General features: G+C 67.4%; 11 protein-coding genes and 2 pseudogenes. 9 read left to right on the top strand and 4 right to left on the bottom strand.

The features are described from left to right. Positions 1-85: 85 nt before the first annotated feature. The 4 genes from WJ35_RS27495 to WJ35_RS30825 form a co-directional block, all read right to left on the bottom strand. Positions 86-1393, bottom strand: a complete 1308-nt coding sequence (locus WJ35_RS27495; RefSeq protein ID WP_059462657.1) for an NRAMP family divalent metal transporter — start codon at positions 1391-1393, stop codon at positions 86-88. 415 nt (positions 1394-1808) lie between these two features. Further along, on the bottom strand, positions 1809-2624 hold the full coding sequence (locus tag WJ35_RS27490; RefSeq protein ID WP_069240443.1) for an ATP-dependent serine protease: 816 nt from the start codon (positions 2622-2624) through the stop codon (positions 1809-1811). 790 nt (positions 2625-3414) lie between these two features. After that, positions 3415-4443, bottom strand: a complete 1029-nt coding sequence (locus WJ35_RS27485; RefSeq protein WP_069240442.1) for a GlxA family transcriptional regulator — start codon at positions 4441-4443, stop codon at positions 3415-3417. Between the two features lie 111 nt (positions 4444-4554). Beyond that, positions 4555-4815 carry a hypothetical protein gene (locus WJ35_RS30825; protein ID WP_080434939.1) on the bottom strand — a complete coding sequence of 87 codons (261 nt, stop codon included), beginning with the start codon at positions 4813-4815 and terminating at the stop codon, positions 4555-4557. Between the two features lie 80 nt (positions 4816-4895). Here WJ35_RS30825 and WJ35_RS27480 point away from each other — a divergent pair, with 80 nt between their 5' ends. The 9 genes and pseudogenes from WJ35_RS27480 (at position 4896) to WJ35_RS27440 (ending at position 16388) form a co-directional block, all read left to right on the top strand. Next, positions 4896-6170 (top strand): serine hydroxymethyltransferase, encoded by a 1275-nt coding sequence (locus tag WJ35_RS27480; RefSeq protein ID WP_010089913.1) that lies wholly within the window; start codon positions 4896-4898, stop codon positions 6168-6170. 33 nt (positions 6171-6203) lie between these two features. Next, entirely contained in the window at positions 6204-7175 is a 972-nt protein-coding gene (locus tag WJ35_RS27475) for a dipeptidase (RefSeq protein ID WP_060234883.1), read from the top strand. 159 nt (positions 7176-7334) lie between these two features. After that, on the top strand, positions 7335-7868 hold the full coding sequence (locus WJ35_RS27470) for a DUF5943 domain-containing protein (protein WP_010089911.1): 534 nt from the start codon (positions 7335-7337) through the stop codon (positions 7866-7868). A 70-nt stretch (positions 7869-7938) separates the two neighbouring features. Next, positions 7939-10002, top strand: coding sequence for an NADH:flavin oxidoreductase (locus tag WJ35_RS27465; protein ID WP_010089910.1), 2064 nt, complete (start codon positions 7939-7941; stop codon positions 10000-10002). A 4-nt stretch (positions 10003-10006) separates the two neighbouring features. After that, a complete protein-coding gene (locus WJ35_RS27460; RefSeq protein ID WP_010089909.1) occupies positions 10007-11932 on the top strand; it encodes a (Fe-S)-binding protein in 1926 nt (641 codons plus the stop codon). A gap of 8 nt (positions 11933-11940) precedes the next feature. Continuing rightward, positions 11941-13110 (top strand): electron transfer flavoprotein subunit alpha/FixB family protein, encoded by a 1170-nt coding sequence (locus WJ35_RS27455; RefSeq protein ID WP_060234884.1) that lies wholly within the window; start codon positions 11941-11943, stop codon positions 13108-13110. After that, positions 13107-13897, top strand: a pseudogene (locus WJ35_RS27450) (electron transfer flavoprotein subunit beta/FixA family protein). Before WJ35_RS27455 ends, WJ35_RS27450 begins: the two are co-directional and overlap by 4 nt. 51 nt (positions 13898-13948) lie before the next feature. Beyond that, entirely contained in the window at positions 13949-15190 is a 1242-nt protein-coding gene (locus WJ35_RS27445; protein ID WP_010089906.1) for an aromatic ring-hydroxylating oxygenase subunit alpha, read from the top strand. Next, positions 15142-16388: pseudogene (locus tag WJ35_RS27440) on the top strand (FAD-binding oxidoreductase). Before WJ35_RS27445 ends, WJ35_RS27440 begins: the two are co-directional and overlap by 49 nt. The last annotated feature ends 100 nt before the right edge of the window (positions 16389-16488 follow it).

The raw sequence follows: 16488 nt of genomic DNA, 5'->3' as shown, positions 1-16488 counted from the left end.
GCTGACATGAAGCGGGCGGCGCCGGAGACGGCGCCGCCCGTTTTTCATTCCTCGACGACTCTCCCGACGCCTGCCGCGCTACCGGTCAGAACGAAGTCACCACCATCCCGACCGCGATCACGAACATCACGATCGTGGCGAGCCAACCCAGCACGCGCAGCCAGCCCTTGACGCTGAAGGCGCCCATGATGTCGGTGCGCGACGCGATCAACATCATCACGACCATCACGGGCACGGCGATCACGCCGTTGAGCACGGCGCTCCAGTAAAGCGCCTTGATTGCGTTGATGGAGGTGAAATTGATGACCATCCCGATCAGCGTGGCGATCGCGATGGTGGCATAAAAGGCCTTGGCTTCCTGGACCTTCCGCGAAAACCCGACGGGCCAGTCGCGTGCCTCGCCTACGGCGTAGGCGGCCGAGCCTGCCAGCACCGGCACCGCGAGCAAGCCGGTCCCGACGATGCCGACGGTGAACAGCAGCGCAGCGAAGTGTCCCGCGATCGGCCGCAGTGCGAGCGCCGCCTGCGCCGAAGTCTGGATGTCCGTGATGCCGCCCGCGTTGAGTGTGGCGGCGGTGGTGGCGAGGATGGCGAGGGCGACCAGATTGGACAGGCCCATCCCGGTCACCGTGTCCATCTCGATGCGGTGCAGCGCCGTCGGCGCCTGTGCCGGCGCGCTGAAAAGGTCACGGCGGGTCGGATGCGCGTGCATGTCCTCCACTTCCTCTTCCGACTGCCAGAAGAACAGATAGGGGCTGATGGTGGTGCCGAAGATCGCCACGACGAGCGTCAGGTAGGACGACGTCCAGCTCAGATGCGGAACGAACAAATGGCTCGCCAGACGCGCCCATTCGATATGCGCGATCGCGAGCACCGCGAAGTACGCGAACAGCGACAACGTGAACCATTTCAGCACGGCGACGTAGCGCGTGTACTGCAGCAGCAGCTGCATCGCGATGCAGATGGCCGAGAAAAGCAGCACGTACAGCCACTTCGGGCCGGGCAGCAGGAGCGCCATCGCATCGGCCATCGCGCCAAGATCGGCGCCGAGATTGATGATGTTGGCGATGAGCAGGAGCACGACGACCCATTGGAGCAGCCAGTCGGGATAGTGCCGGCGCAGCACGCCGGCGATGCCGTGGCCGGTGGTGCGCCCGATCCGGGCGCTGATCATCTGGATCGCGACCATCAGCGGATAGCTGAACAGCAACGTCCACGAAAGCCCGTAGCCGAACGCCGCGCCGGCCTGACTGTAGGTTGCGATGCCGCTCGGGTCGTCGTCCGATGCGCCGGTGATCAAGCCGGCGCCGAGAAAGCCGAACAGGCGCGGTTTGGACGGACCGACGACGGGGTCGCGCGTGGGTAGGGGATCGTTCTGTGAATTGCTGTCCATGGGACGAGGGTCTTTGCGCGAGGGCGGGAATTCGGGTGGGTGTCTACCGACGCGGGTTATGACGCGCGCCCGTTCCGTCAGACGCCCGCGAGGGTTGCGCCGTAAGCCGACCTGCCGTGCGGGATGAGCCGGTAGACGAGGCAGCCGATAGCGTATCGGATTCTGGCGAAGGAGGCATTCTCGTTCGCTCCGCGCGGCCGAGCGCGGGCGGTTGGTCGACCAGCGGCGGCGGGAGGCTTGCGAGCGGGGTCGTGACTATGCGGGGTTGGTCGGCGGGTGCGCGCGGCTGGCCGGGGCAGGCTTCGTCAGCGGCCACGGATATTGTCCGGCGCCGACTGGAGCGGGGGCCACCGACGGCTCCGCTACCGACATCCGCGGCAACTGACGCGCAACCAGGTTCCTCGCTGCGCGGCCGTCAGTGTCCGCGGTACAGATAGGCCATTTCGGCGTCGGTCGCCCCGCGTCGCAGGTGGCGCGCGTGCCAGCTCACGCGACGGGTCGCATGCGTGCGCCGGGCCGGGACCCCGCCTTTCCAGTCGGCGACGCGGATGCCGCCTTGCGCGCGATCCGTGTCGCGAAGCGGCGGCACTTGCCGCGCGAGCGTCGCGGGCGCGCCTGCGCCCGCTCTCGCATTGGCCCTCGCGTGGCGGCTCGAGGCCGCACCACGCGGGCCGTCGACGGTGGCCGGCTGGCCGGCATCGGCGAGCGGGCCGGCCGCCGGCGCCAGCGTCTCATCCCGACGAAACGCATAGACGGGTGCGGGCAGCACCGGCAACGCGGGCGTGTCGGCGACCTGCACGCCGGCGTCGGCCGCGCCGGTGCTCGTTGCGCCGTGGCCGCGACAGACCGGGTCGGCCCGGCACGTGCGGTCGAACGTCACGTAACCGCCGACGAGCAGGACCAGCGTCAACACGCTGAGCAACGGTGCGCTCGATGCGCGCGGCCGATGAATCGCCGCGTTGCGTACGGCGGCCGCGAAGCGCGACACCCATGTGGGTGCCGACGGCGCGCCGTGGTCGGGAGCGGCCGGCTCGCCGCCGCGCCAGCGACCGAGCGGGGCGAACGGCCGGTTCCCCGTTCCGCACACGGGGCAGGTTTCGCTGGCGCGGAATGCCATGAAGCCGCATTCCCGACAGCGCTGACTGACCGTCACGCGCGGCTGGACGCGCACATTCATCGCGCCGAGCAGCGTGTCGCGTGGGTGGATTCTCCGGCTGGGCAGGACTCGCATCGTCGTTGCTACCTCGTTTGTCGTTGCCGGTCGGCGAGCGTTCCGAGGGTCCGGATCGCATCCTCGACGGCGGGAGGCCACGGCCAGCGATGGCTGAGCCGGGTATGGCGTGCTTGAACTGGTCGGTCGACTGGAATGTCGCCTCGTCGTCGCGCGCGGTTTGCGACGCGTCGGTGCGGTGCTGGATCGCAATGCATTCGCGTGGCATCGCCGTCCGGGACGAACTGACGAGCGCGCGTACGCACGGCGGTCGCCGGCTCGCATTCGCACATGTAGAAGCCGCGCGGCGCGGTAGCAGGATTTACACGACGCGCGCCGCATGCGGACGGCTCAGTCGCGACGCGCGCGACATGGGAGAAATCACCGTACCGGATCGAGTTGGCGACCATTTGCGCGATCGCCGCATATCGCTTCATGCGTGGCCTCCGGCCGGGCGCGGCCGGCGCTGAAGAAAGATTAGCAACGGCAACCGCCGCATTCAATCCCGCCCCAATCGCCAATGTTTCGCGGGCGATTCCGCTCCGCTGCATCGGTTCGGGAACCGGGCGTCCTGCGCAAGTCTCGTTCCCGCTGGCGGGTCGGTACAGCGTCACGTTTTCCGCTGCCGAGCGGCGAGGTTGCTGAAGCCGAACGCGCGCGAATGCACATTCGAGGATCGTGTACGCGGCGCGCGATGCAGCCACCTGACACGCTCGCCGAAACGCACGCGCCGAAATCGTCAGCGCAAAAGAAAAGCGGCCATTGGGCCGCTTTCGTGATTGCAACGCTCGCGCCGCAGTCGGCGCCGGCGTCACGCATGGAGCGCATGCACCGGAAACATCGGCGCGGCCGCCGCCGCTGCGCCCTGCGCGAGCGGCGCGACCTGCTTGCGGCGCTCCCGCGTCGGCGCCACGCCGAACGCGTCGCGGTAGCTCTTGCTGAAATGGCACGCCGACTGGAACCCGCACGCCATCGTGATGTGCATGATCGACATGTCGGTCTGCAGCAGCAGCTCGCGCGCGCGGCGCAGCCGCAGCGTCAGGTAGTAATGCGTCGGCGTCATGCCGAGATGCTCGCGGAACAGCCGCTGCAGTTGCCGCTGCGACATGTTCGCGAGGCGCGCGAGCTCCTCGCGCGACAGCGGCTCCTCGATGTTGTTCTCCATCAGCGAGATCACTTCGAACAGCGACTTGTTGGCCGAGCCGAGCCGCGCGACGAGCGGCATCCGCTGCTGCGCGCTCGTGTCGCGCACGTGCTCGACGATGAACTGCTCGGCGATCTGCGTGACGCGCGCGGTGCCCACGCGCGCGGCGATCAGGTTCAGCATCATGTCGAGCGGCGCGACGCCGCCCGTGCACGTGATGCGGTCGCGATCGATCACGAACAGCTCCTTCAGGAAGCGCGTGTCGGGAAACTCCTCCTTCAGCGCGGACATGTTCTCCCAGTGGATCGCGCACGCGTAGCCCGCGAGCAGGCCCGACTTCGCGAGCGCATAGGTGCCCGTGCACAGGCTGCCGAGCGGAATGCCCGAACGCGCAAAGCGGCGCAGCGTCGACAGGTGGGCGGCGGTGGTCGCGCGCTGCACGTCGACGCCGCCGCACACGAACACGATGTCCGGCTGCCCCGCGCATTCGGCCGGGCCGGTGTCGACGGTCAGGCCGTTGCTCGCCGTGACCGGGCCGCCCTCCGGGCTGATGACCGACCAGCGGTAGAGCGGCTGTCCGCTCAGGTAATTCGCCATCCGAAGCACCTCGATCGCATTCGTGAACGCAATCATCGTGAAGTTGGGCAACGGCATGAACGCGAAGTGGGACAGCGACGCTGTGCGGTCGGGCGACATGGGGAGCGTTCCTTGAATCTCTACTACTAATAGCTATTGGCCCGAGGCACCGAACGGGCTCGGGTATTGTGTGAGCGAGCGCAACAAGCGTGCCATACGGCTAAACCCTAGCTACATACGTTGATTTGGCTCAATCGCGTTGCTGCACTGCACCGAATCCGTGACCGGCTGCACCCGCCGCGGGCGGCGGCGGCACCGCCGCAGTGCCTGCCGGCCGTTGCCGCGCTGCGGCGGCGATGCTTTGCGATCCGAAAAAGCACGACCGGTCACTTGTATAAAACGGACGCGCATGGCGGAAAAGGCAAAGAACGCGTCTAAATTCATCAATCGACCGAAAATCCGAACGACAAGAATAGAGCCGTCGGCAGCCATGCCCTGGACATGCCGGAAACCCAGGCGTGGCGGGCCTCAAGCATTGATTGCCGCCCACTATTCTTCGTCACGGATGCCCTATGTCGAACACCCAGTCATTCTTCTCGCAGCCCCTCGCCGAGCGCGACGCGCCGGTCCGCAGCGCCATCCTGAAGGAACTCGAGCGACAGCAGTCGCAGGTCGAGCTGATCGCGTCGGAAAACATCGTGTCGCGCGCGGTGCTCGAAGCGCAGGGCTCGGTGCTGACCAACAAGTACGCGGAAGGGTATCCGGGCAAGCGCTACTACGGCGGCTGCGAATTCGCCGATGAAGTCGAGGCGCTCGCGATCGAGCGCGTGAAGCAGATCTTCAACGCCGGCTACGCGAACGTGCAGCCGCACTCGGGCGCGCAGGCGAACGGCTCGGTGATGCTCGCGCTCGCGAAGCCGGGCGACACGGTGCTCGGCATGTCGCTCGACGCGGGCGGCCACCTGACGCACGGTGCGAAGCCGGCGCTGTCGGGCAAGTGGTTCAACGCGGTGCAGTACGGCGTGAACCGCGACACGATGCTGATCGACTACGACCAGGTCGAGGAACTGGCCCACCAGCACAAGCCGAGCCTGATCATCGCCGGCTTCTCCGCGTATCCGCGCAAGCTCGACTTCGCGCGCTTCCGCGCGATCGCCGACAGCGTCGGCGCGAAGCTGATGGTCGACATGGCGCACATCGCGGGCGTGATCGCCGCGGGACGCCACGCGAACCCGGTCGAGCACGCGCACGTCGTCACGTCGACCACGCACAAGACGCTGCGCGGCCCGCGCGGCGGCTTCGTGCTGACCAACGACGAGGAGATCGCGAAGAAGATCAACTCGGCGGTGTTCCCCGGCCTGCAGGGCGGCCCGCTGATGCACGTGATCGCCGGCAAGGCGGTCGCGTTCGGCGAAGTGCTGCATGCGGACTTCAAGACCTATATCGACAACGTGCTCGCGAACGCGCAGGCGCTCGGCGAAGTGCTGAAGGCGGGCGGCGTCGATCTCGTCACCGGCGGCACCGACAACCACCTGCTGCTCGTCGACCTGCGGCCGAAGGGCCTGAAGGGCGCGCCGGTCGAGCAGGCGCTCGAACGTGCGGGCATCACGTGCAACAAGAACGGCATCCCGTTCGACACCGAGAAGCCCACCGTCACGTCGGGCATCCGTCTCGGCACGCCGGCCGGCACGACGCGCGGCTTCGGCGTGGCCGAATTCCGCGAGGTCGGCCGCCTGATCCTCGAGGTGTTCGACGCGCTGCGCGCGAACCCGGAAGGCGACCATGCGACCGAGCAGCGCGTGCGCCGCGAGATCTTCGCGCTCTGCGAGCGTTTCCCGATTTACTGATCGACACCGACACAAATGGAGCGAGAGGCGGATATGAGCACGCTGCATCAGGACAGCATCATCATCGATGGGCTGAACATCTCGAAGTTCGAGAAACCGGTGTTCGAGGACATGCGCCGTGGCGGCATCACGGCCGCGAACTGCACGGTGTCGGTGTGGGAGAACTTCACGAAGACCGTCGACAACATCGGCGTGATGAAGAAGAAGATCCGCGACAACAGCGAACTGCTGACGCTGGTGCGCACGACGGACGACATCTTCCGCGCGAAGAAGGAAGACAAGACCGGCGTGATCCTCGGCTTCCAGAACGCGCATGCGTTCGAGGACAACATCGGCTACATCGAGGCGTTCGCCGACATGGGCGTGCGCGTCGTGCAGCTCTGCTACAACACGCAGAACCTGGTCGGCACCGGCTGCTACGAGCGCGACGGCGGACTGTCGGACTTCGGCCGCGAAGTGATCACCGAGATGAACCGCGTCGGCATCATGGTCGACCTGTCGCATGTGGGCGGCAACACGTCGTCGGAAGCGATCGCGTTCTCGAAGAAGCCGGTGTGCTATTCGCACTGCCTGCCGTCGGGCCTGAAGGAGCATCCGCGCAACAAGAGCGACGAACAGCTGAAGGAGATCGCCGATGCGGGCGGCTTCGTCGGCGTGACGATGTTCGCGCCGTTCCTGAAGCGCGGGATCGAAGCGACGATCGACGACTACATCGAGGCGATCGATTACGTCGTGAACCTGATCGGCGAGGACGCGGTCGGCATCGGCACGGATTTCACGCAGGACTACGCGAAGGAATTCTTCGACATGCTGACGCATGACAAGGGCCGCTATCGCCAGCTGACCAACTTCGGCAAGGTGATCAACCCGGACGGCATCCGCACGATCGGCGAATTCCCGAACCTGACCGCGGCGATGGAACGCCATGGCTGGAAGGAGTCGCGCATCCGCAAGATCATGGGCGAGAACTGGGTGCGCGTGTTCAAGGACGTGTGGGGCGCATAAGCGTCACGCCACGTCGAGCCGGACCGCCACTAGCGATTCACCACAAGAAAAATCGGGACGTGCCCGCGCAAGCCGCGCGGGCGCGCGGACGATGCCGCGCCTGCGAGACCCGCGAAATGCGGGCGGCGCGCGGCGAATTTTCCTCACGGAGTCACCACGATGCAACCGCAACTGCCGATCGACGTCGATCCCGATACCGGCGTCTGGACCACCGACGCGCTGCCGATGCTGTACGTGCCGCGCCACTTCTTCACGAACAACCACGTCGCGGTCGAGGAAGCGCTCGGCGTCGAAGCGTATGCCGAGATCCTCTACAAGGCCGGCTACAAGTCCGCATACCACTGGTGCGACAAGGAAGCGAAGCTGCACGGCCTGACCGGCATGGCGGTGTTCGAGCACTACCTGAAGCGCCTGTCGCAGCGCGGCTGGGGCCTGTTCTCGATCATCGAGGCCGATCCGGCGACGGCGCGCGCGAAGATCGAGCTGCGCCACTCGTCATTCGTGCTCCAGCAGCCGGGCAAGGAAGGCAAGCTCTGCTACATGTTCGCCGGCTGGTTCGCCGGCGCGATGGACTGGGTCAACGACACGACCCCGGAAGGCAAGGGCGCGCCGCGCTCGCAGTCGAAGGAAGTGCAGTGCGCGGCCGAGCACCACGACCACTGCGTCTTCGAAGTGTCGCCGATCGCGCACTGATGCGCTGACGATATCCGACACCGAACAACACCCGCAACACGAGACACACGAACGCCAGAGGTCGCCAGCGATGCGTTATCCCCACCTGTTCAAACCCATGCAGCTGAACCAGCTGACGCTGCGCAACCGGATCGTCAGTACCGCCCACGCGGAAGTGTATGCCGAGCCGGGCGGCCTGCCGGGCGACCGCTACATCCGCTATTACGAAGAGAAGGCGAAGGGCGGCGTCGGCCTGGCGATCTGCGGCGGGTCGAGCCCCGTGTCGATCGACAGCCCGCAGGGCTGGTGGAAATCGGTGAACCTGTCGAACGACCGGATCATCGATCCGCTCACGCGGCTGGCCGACACGATGCACAAGCACGGCGCGAAGATCATGATCCAGGCGACGCACATGGGCCGCCGCTCGTCGTTCCACGGCGAGCACTGGCCGCACCTGATGTCGCCGTCGGGCGTGCGCGAGCCCGTGCACCGCGGCAACGCGAAGATCATCGAGATCGAGGAGATCCGCCGCATCATCGGCGATTTCGCGGCGGCCGCGAAGCGCGTGAAGGCTGCCGGCATGGACGGCATCGAAATCTCCGCCGCCCACCAGCACCTGATCGACCAGTTCTGGAGCAAGCGCTCGAACCATCGCACCGACGAATGGGGCGGCAGCCTCGAGAACCGCCTGCGCTTCGGCATCGAGGTGCTGACGGCGGTGCGCGAGGCGGTCGGCAAGGATTTCTGCGTCGGCCTGCGCATGTGCGGCGACGAATTCCACGAGGACGGCCTCGATCACGAGGCGCTGAAGGAAATCGCGCAGGCGATGTCGGAGACGGGCCTGATCGACTACCTGAGCGTGGTGGGTTCCGGCGGGGATACGCACAACACGATCGCGAACTGCATGCCGCCGATGGCGCTGCCGCCGGAGCCGTTCGTGCACCTCGCGGCCGGCATCAAGTCGGTGGTGAAGATTCCCGTGATGCACGCGCAGAGCATCCGCGATGCGGGCCAGGCCGAGCGCCTGCTCGCCACCGGCATGATCGACCTGGTCGGCATGACGCGCGCGCAGATCGCCGATCCGCACATGGTGATCAAGATCCGCGACGGCCGCGAGGACGAAATCAAGCAGTGCGTCGGCGCGAACTACTGCATCGACCGCCAGTACAACGGCCTCGACGTGCTGTGCATCCAGAACGCGGCCACCTCGCGCGAAGCGACGATGCCGCACATCATCGAGAAGTCGCGCGGCCCGAAGCGCAAGGTGGTGGTGGTGGGCGCCGGCCCGGCGGGCCTCGAGGCGGCGCGCGTCGCGAAGCTGCGCGGGCACGACGTGGTGCTGTTCGAGAAGAACACGGAAGTGGGCGGGCAGGTGATGATCGCCGCGAAGGCGCCGCAGCGCGAACAGATGTCGGGGATCATCCGCTGGTTCGACATGGAAACCAAGCGCCTGGGCGTCGACCGCCGCCTCGGCGTGGCCGCCGACGAGAAGATGATCATGGCCGAGAAGCCGGACATCGTCGTGCTCGCGACGGGCGGCTCCAGCTTCACCTGGCAGGTGCCGGGCTGGGGCGTGGCCGAGGGACTGGCCGTCAGCTCGTGGGACATCCTGACCGGCAAGGTCGAGCCGAAGCAGAACGTGCTGCTGTTCGACGGCGTGAGCACCCATGCGGGCGCGGGCGTGGCCGACTTCATGGCGAGCCGCGGCTCGAAGGTCGAGGTCGTCACGCCTGACGTGAAGGTGGCCGACGATTGCGGCGGCACGACGTTCCCGATCTTCTATCGCCGCCTGTACGCGCTCGGCGTGATCCCGACGCCGAACTACATGCTCGACCGCGTGTATGAAGAAGACGGCAAGAAGATCGCCGTGCTGCGCAACGAGTACACGGAGGAGCTGGAAGAGCGCGCCGTCGACCAGGTGGTGATCGAGAACGGTTCGTCGCCGAACGACGAGCTGTACTGGAAGCTCAAGCCGGAGTCGCTGAACCGCGGCCAGATCGATCCGCATACGCTGTTCGCGGCCCAGCCGCAGCCGTGCCTGTCGGAAGAGCTCGGCAATGGCCGTTTCCTGCTGTTCCGTGTCGGCGACTGCATCTCGATGCACAACGTCCATGGCGCGATCTACGACTCGCTGCGTCTCGTGAAGGATTTCTAACGCCATGAATCCGTCCTTCCTGATTACCGCATTGCTGTGGCTGTCGGTGGCGGGGCTCGCGTTCGCGGTCGCGAAGCGCTCGTCGTACTGGCGTCTCGGCCGGGCCACCGCGCCCGGCGCGTTCGGCGTCGCGAACCTGTTCGCGATCCCGAAGCGCTACTTCGTCGACCTGCACCACGTGGTCGCCCGCGATCCGTACATCGCGAAGACGCACGTCGCGACGGCAGGCGGCGCGATCGCCGCGCTCGCGCTGGTGTTCGTCAACTACGGCCTCGCGATCTACTCGCCGTGGCTCGACAAGCTGATCTTCCTGGCAGCGCTCGCGATGCTGGTCGGCGCGGTGTTCGTGTGGCGCCGCCGTCACGCGAGGAACGTGCCGGCGCGGCTGTCGAAAGGCCCGTGGAATACGCTGCCGTGGCTGCTCGGCTCGTTCGCGCTCGGCCTCGTGCTGTACATGCTGGTGCCGGCCGGCGCGATGTCCGGCGCGTTCGCGGTGCTCTGCGCGGTGCTGATCGGCGTCGGCGCATTCGCGATGACGTTCGGCGCCGCGAAGGGCGGCCCGATGAAGCACGCGATCGCGGGCCTCTTGCATCTCGCGTTCCATCCGCGCCAGGAGCGTTTCGCGGCGACCCGCGAATCGTTCACCGGCAACGGCACCGCCACGCCGCCGACCGCGCTGAAGCTGCCCGACATCGAGCAGCAGGAATACGGCGTCGCGAAGCCGGTCGAGTTCCGCTGGAACCAGCTCCTGAGCTTCGATGCGTGCGTGCAGTGCGGCAAGTGCGAAGCCGCGTGCCCCGCGTTCGCGTCCGGCCAGCCGCTGAACCCGAAGAAGCTGATCCAGGATCTCGTCGTCGGGATGGCGGGCGGCAGCGATGCGGCGTATGCGGGCAGCCCGACGCCGGGCATCGCGGTCGGCCAGCACCGCGGCGAGCCGAACGGCCCGATCGTGTCGGGGCTGATCGAAGCGCAGACGCTGTGGTCGTGCACGACCTGCCGCGCGTGCGTGCAGGAATGCCCGATGCTGATCGAGCACGTCGACGCGATCGTCGACATGCGCCGCAACCAGACGCTCGTGCACGGCACGGTGCCGGGCAAGGGCGCGGAAGTGCTCGCGAACCTGCGCGAGACGGGCACGATGGGCGGCTACGACACGGCCGCGCGCTACGACTGGTCGGTGGACCTGAACGCGCCGGTCGCGCAGCCCGGCAAGCCGGTCGACGTGCTGTTCGTCGCGGGCGAGGGCGCGTTCGACATGCGCTACCAGCGCACGCTGCGCGCGCTCGTCAAGGTATTGAACCGCGCCGGCGTCGATTATGCGGTGCTCGGCGGCGGCGAGACCGACACGGGCGACGTCGCGCGCCGTCTCGGCGACGAGGCGACGTTCCAGCAGCTCGCGAAGCGCCTGATCGGCACGCTGTCGACGCTGTCGTACAAGCAGATCGTCACCGCCGACCCGCACGTGATGCACAGCCTGCGCAACGAATACCGCGCGCTCGGCCTGCGCGTGACGGTCAAGCATCACACGACGTATCTCGCCGAACTCGCCGAGAGCGGCAGGATTTCGCCGAAGGCCGTCGATGCGCTGAGCGAGAAGCGCACCACGTATCACGACCCGTGCTACCTCGGCCGCTACAACGGCGAGACGGACGCGCCGCGCAAGCTGCTGAAGACGATCGGCATCCAGGTCGTCGAGATGGAGCGCAACGGCATGCGCGGCCGCTGCTGCGGCGGTGGCGGCGGCGCGCCGCTGACCGACATCCCCGGCAAGCAGCGCATTCCCGACATCCGCATCGCCGACGCGCGCACGATCGGCGCGGAAGTGGTCGCGGTTGCCTGCCCGAACTGCACGGCAATGCTCGAAGGCGTCGTGGGCCCGCGCCCCGACGTGCTCGACGTGGCCGAACTCGTTGCTGCGTCGCTGGAGTGAGTGAATCGATGAACACGATCAAACGAATCGATCCGCGCCGGCCGTTCATCATCACGGCGGCGGGCCTGAAGCGCATCACGCTGGGCGAGGAAGGCAGCGCAGACGCGAGCGCCGCGCACTGGTCCGCCCACGCGCACGGCGCCGCGGCCGCGAAGCCGCGCCGCGCTGTGCAGGACCCGAAGCACGTGCTGCTCGCGGTGGCGCACAGCGAGCGTGGCGCGCTCGACGACCATGCGCGCCAGGCAATCGCGGCCGCCGCGCTGCTCGCCGACGCGCAAACCGAAGTCGCGCTGCTGGTGTTCGGCGAACTGAAGGACGACGTGGCCGAACTCGGCGTCGACAAGCTGATCGAGCTGAGCGGCTTCGATCGCCGCGCGTTCGCGCCTGAAAGCGAATTGCAAGCGTTGCAGGCGTGCGTCGCGGCGCTCGCGCCGAAGCACGTGTTCGTGCCCGACAACGCGAGCGGTGACGGCGATCTCGGCCGGCGCCATGCGGCGGCGGCCGGCGCGAGCGTCGCGACCCACGTGGTCGAGCTCGACGCGCGGCACGTCGGCGCGTATGCGCACGCAAGACGCGCATTCGCCACGCGTGCGCTGCCGGACGTGATCCTGCTCGCGCCGAACGCGGTGGACCCGAAGCTGCCGTTCGTCGGCGCGGGCGAGCGCCTTGCCGGCGACTTCATCCGCCCGGCGGGCGACGCCACTCAGTCGTATCGCGATCTCGGCCTCGAGGAAATCGACGCGGCGCAGGTCGCGCTCGAGGAGGCCGATTTCATCGTATCGGCCGGCAACGGCGTGACCGACATCGGCGCGTTCGAGCGGCTCGCCGGCGCGTTCGGCGCGGCGATCGGCGCGAGCCGCGTCGCGGTCGACAACGGCCATTTCACGCGCGACAAGCAGGTCGGCGCGACCGGCAAGACGGTCGAGGCGAGCGTCTACATCGCGTTCGGCATTTCGGGCGCGGTGCAGCACCTGCAGGGCATCAAGGACTGCCGCCACGTGATCGCGGTGAACCTCGACGGCAGCGCGCCGATCGCGAAGCGCGCGAACCTGACGGTGGTCGGCGACGCGCAGGGCACGATCGCCGCGCTGATCGAGCAGGTCCAGGCCGCGCGGGCCGCGCGCGGCGCATCGCCGGCAGCGGCCGGCGCCCGTCAACCGGAAGGAGTCGCTGCATGAACGCCCCCCGACTGTTGAAGCGCATCGCGGTGCTGGTGTCGGTCGGCCGGCATCCGGTCAGCGGCGCGCAGCGCTACAGCCGCAACGACGCGGCCGCGCTCGAGCTCGGCCGCACGCTGGCCGAGCGCCATCACTCGCAGCTCGACGTGATCCACGCGGGCGACCCGATCAGATCACGCCGGCGCTCGCCGAATACCTGGCGCTCGGCGCGCGGGAGGTCGAGGTGCTGACCTGCCGCGACGGCGACGATGCCGCGCGCGCGCTCGCCGCGCGCGTCGACGGCTACGACCTCGTGCTGACCGGCACGCGCGCCGAGGGCGCGTACGACACCGGGATGCTGCCGTATCAGGTCGCCGCGGCGCTGGGCTATCCGCTCGTCGGCTCGGCCGTCGATCTGACGATCGACGCGGGCCGCGCGACGGTTCGGCAATTCTTGCCGAAAGGGCTGCGGCGGCGCGTCGACGCCGCGCTGCCGGCGGTCGTCGCCGTGCATCCGCTCGCGAACGTGCAGCCGCGCTACGCGTATGCGCGGCTGAAGGCGGGCAGCGTGCGCCCGGTGCGGGTGTCGCCCGGCGCGGACGCCGGCGCGGCCGCGTGGACGGTCGGTGCGATCGAACGCAAGCCGGTGAAGCTGGCCGCCGCCGAGAAGCGCTCCGGGCATGCCCGGATGCTGTCGGCGACCACCACCGAAAGCCGGGGCGGGAACGTCGTAAATGAAGGGAGTTCGGTCGAAAAAGCACAAGTGATCCTCGCGTATTTGCGCGAGCATCAGCTCATCGACTACTGATTTGATGCCTGTCGGCAAGAACCCAGGGACGCAAGGAATCCGGAGCAAACGATGAAAGTAACGGCAGACATTCGTGCACTGATCGAACGACGCAAGGCAGGGTACAGCCTGGAAGCGCCGTTCTACACGAGCGAGGAGATTTTCGCGCTCGACATGGAGGCGATCTTCCGCCAGCACTGGATCCAGGTGGCGGTCGAGCCGGACGTGCCCGAGCCGGGCGACTACGTGACCGTGCAACTGGGGAGCGATTCGATCCTGATCGTGCGCGACGACGACATGCAGATCCGCGCGTTCCACAACGTCTGCCGCCATCGCGGCGCGCGGCTGTGCAACGAGGACAAAGGGTCGGTCGGCAATATCGTGTGCCCGTACCACAGCTGGACCTACAACCTGACCGGCCAGCTGATGTTCGCCGAGCACATGGGCGAGCAGTTCGACCGCTGCAAGCACAGCCTGAAGCAGGTGCACGTCGAGAACCTCGCGGGCCTGATCTTCATCTGCCTCGCGGACGAGCCGCCGGCGGACTTCGCGCAACTGCGCGCGACGATGGAGCCGTACCTGCTGCCGCATGACCTGCCGAACGCGAAGATCGCCGCGCAGATCGACATCATCGAGGAAGGCAACTGGAAGCTCACGATGGAGAACAACCGCGAATGCTATCACTGCGTCGCGAACCATCCGGAGCTGACGATCTCGCTGTACGAATACGGGTTCGGCTATCAGCGCTCCGACGCCAACGCCGAGGGCATGGACGCGTTTGCGGAGACGTGCATCCGGCGAGGGAAGGAGTGGGCCGAGATGGGCCTGCCGTCCGCCGAGGTCGAAAGGCTGCTCGACGTGACCGGGTTCCGCACGCAGCGCCTGCCGCTCGACCGCAGCGGCGAATCCCAGACGCTCGACGCGAAGGTCGCGTCGAAGAAGCTGCTGGGCGATTTCAGCCAGCCTGATCTCGGCGGCCTGTCGTTCTGGACGCAGCCGAACTCGTGGCACCACTTCATGAGCGACCACATCGTCACGTTCTCGGTGATTCCGCTGTCGGCCGGCAAGACGCTCGTGCGCACCAAGTGGCTCGTGCACAAGGACGCGAAGGAAGGCATCGACTACGACGTGAAGAACCTCACGGCCGTGTGGAACGCGACCAACGACCAGGACCGCGCGCTCGTCGAGTTTTCGCAGCGCGGCGCGACGAGCAGCGCGTACGAGCCGGGCCCGTACTCGCCGTACACCGAAGGGCTCGTCGAGAAATTCGCGGCCTGGTACATCGGCCGGCTCGCCGAAAAGACCGGCGCGTAGTCGTCAGCGGAACAGCAAGCGGAGCAAGACATGATGCGAGATGCGGCGAATTTCGAGCCGACCGACAGCCGGGTGACGCGCCCGGCGTTCTGGAACGCGCTTCCCGAGCGCTGGACGAGCGACGTCGAGGAAACACTGGTCTGCTGCCAGGTGCGGCAGGAAACGCACGACGTGAAGAGTTTCTTCTTCCGTTCGCCGCAGGGCCGTGCGTTCTCGTTCGAGCCTGGGCAGTTCATCACGCTCGAGCTCGACATCGACGGCGAGACGATCAACCGCTGCTACACGATTTCGTCGTCGCCCGCGCGGCCGCACACGATTTCGATCACGGTCAAGCGCGTGCCGGGCGGCAAGGTGTCGAACTGGCTGCACGACAACCTGCAGCCGGGCGCGCCGATCCGTGTGCTCGGCCCGGCCGGCGAGTTCACCTGCGCGCGGCATCCGGCGCGCAAGTACCTGTTCCTGTCCGCCGGCTCCGGCATCACGCCGCTGATGTCGATGAGCCGCGCGCATCACGATCTCGCCGAGGATCGCGACATCGTGTTCGTGCACAGCGCACGCACGCCCGACGACATCATCTTCGCGCGCGAGCTCGACCTGATCGCGACGAACCACACGAATTTCCGCACGTCGTTCGTCGTCGAGCGGGTCGGCGCGCGCACCAGCTGGCCGGGCGTCACGGGCTTCCTGTCGCTGTCGCTGCTGAAGCTGATCGCGCCGGACTTCATGGAGCGCGAAATCTTCACGTGCGGCCCGGCGCCGTACATGAAGGCCGTGCGCGACCTGCTCGACGAAGCGGGCTTCGATCGCAAGCAGTACCACGAGGAAAGCTTCTCGTTCGAGACGCTCGCGCAGACGGCGAGCGACGAGCTGGCCGCCGATCTTGCACCCGCCACGAACCACGAACGGCGACGGCGCGGACAGCGACAAGGCGACGACGCAGTTCACCGTCAGCTTCGCAAAGAGCAACCGTGAGATCGCCTGCGGCTCGGAGCAGCACGTGCTCGACGCGGCGCGCCAGTCGGGCGTGCGGCTGCCCGCGTCGTGCACGCAAGGCATGTGCGGCACCTGCAAGGTGAAGCTCGTGTCCGGCCAGGTGGAGATGAAGCACAACGGCGGGATTCGCCAGCGCGAGATCGATCAGGGGATGGTGCTGCTGTGCTGCAGCAAGCCGCTGACGGACCTCGTGATCGACAAGTAGCCGCCGGCGTCGCAACTGGACAAGCGCGCGTCGGAAAACAACGATACCGTGGAATTGTGGTTGAAGAACCTAGAGAGGCATGGGGGCATTCGCGCCCGAT

The organism is Burkholderia ubonensis (assembly GCF_001718695.1).
GTDB classification, from domain to species: domain Bacteria; phylum Pseudomonadota; class Gammaproteobacteria; order Burkholderiales; family Burkholderiaceae; genus Burkholderia; species Burkholderia ubonensis_B.
The sequence above is the reverse complement of the archived record's forward strand: the minus strand, read 5'-3'. Positions and strand labels throughout refer to the sequence as shown.